Origin of the sequence: Salinisphaera sp. SWV1, assembly GCF_052044155.1 — a bacterium.
Lineage (GTDB): Bacteria > Pseudomonadota > Gammaproteobacteria > Nevskiales > Salinisphaeraceae > Salinisphaera.
Genome location: NZ_JBQDYE010000111.1, coordinates 1 through 851 on the forward strand (window position 1 = coordinate 1; position 851 = coordinate 851).

An 851-nucleotide genomic window follows, 5' to 3' on the forward strand; every position below is an offset into this window, starting at 1 on the left:
TAGCGGCCCTCGCGCATGGGGATATAGCGCGGCTCCACCTCCCAGTAGCGGCAGAACTTCTCCCACACGACCTGCACGTTGCTGCCCAGAATCAGGTTGGGCCGGTCGGCTGGCCGGCCCGCGGCCTCCCGCCGGGCCCGCCAGCGCCACTTCAGCGCCATGCCGGCCAGCATCACCGCTTCGCTGGATCCGATGGCGGAGACGCCCACGGGGTCGGTATCCTCGGGCGCATTGAACAGCCGCGCGATCATGTTGACGCAGCGTGTCTCGATCTCGGCGGTCTGCGGATACTCGTCCCGGTCGATCATGTTCTTGTCGAAGGTCTCGGCCATCAGCCGCTCGGCCTCGGGCTCCATCCAAGTGGTCACGAAGGTGGCCAGGTTCAGCCGGGCGTTGCCGTCGAGCATGAGCTCATCGTGAATGAGCTGGTAGGCCGTTCGCGGGGGCATCTCGGACTGGGGGAGGGCGTATTTAGGCACGGGGCGCGACATGGCTCGCGAGCCGTAGGTGGGCGCAAGCTCGGCGTCGGGTTTCAACTTCTTGACCATGGTTTTCCGTCACTCCGTTCCGGTATGGCTGCGCCAGGCAGGGCGGCGCCAGCGGTAAAGCAGCAGCGGCAGAATCAGCATAACCGCCAATGCGGCGAGCATGCCCGAGGCATACAAGGCCGTCGCGAACCCGTTGCCCGGCGGCAGGAGGCCGATGACAAGGCAGACTGTCGTGGTGGCAAAACCCGTGCCCGCAACGCACCACAGGCCCCAGGTCCGTCCCCCGGGTACGCGATACGGTCGTGGCGTGTCCGGCTCACTGTAGCGCAGCCGGATCGCGGCGGCGAACAGCAGTAGATACAT

The 851-nt window shown here is 66.4% G+C and carries 1 protein-coding gene and 1 pseudogene; both read right to left on the bottom strand.

The annotated features are described in order from the left end of the window. Positions 1-548, bottom strand: a 548-nt coding sequence (locus ACS8YF_RS19660; protein WP_440851782.1) for a pyridoxal-dependent decarboxylase, incomplete at its 3' end; no start/stop codon positions are given. A gap of 9 nt (positions 549-557) precedes the next feature. After that, a pseudogene (locus tag ACS8YF_RS19665) lies at positions 558-851 on the bottom strand (amino acid permease); the annotation flags it as partial.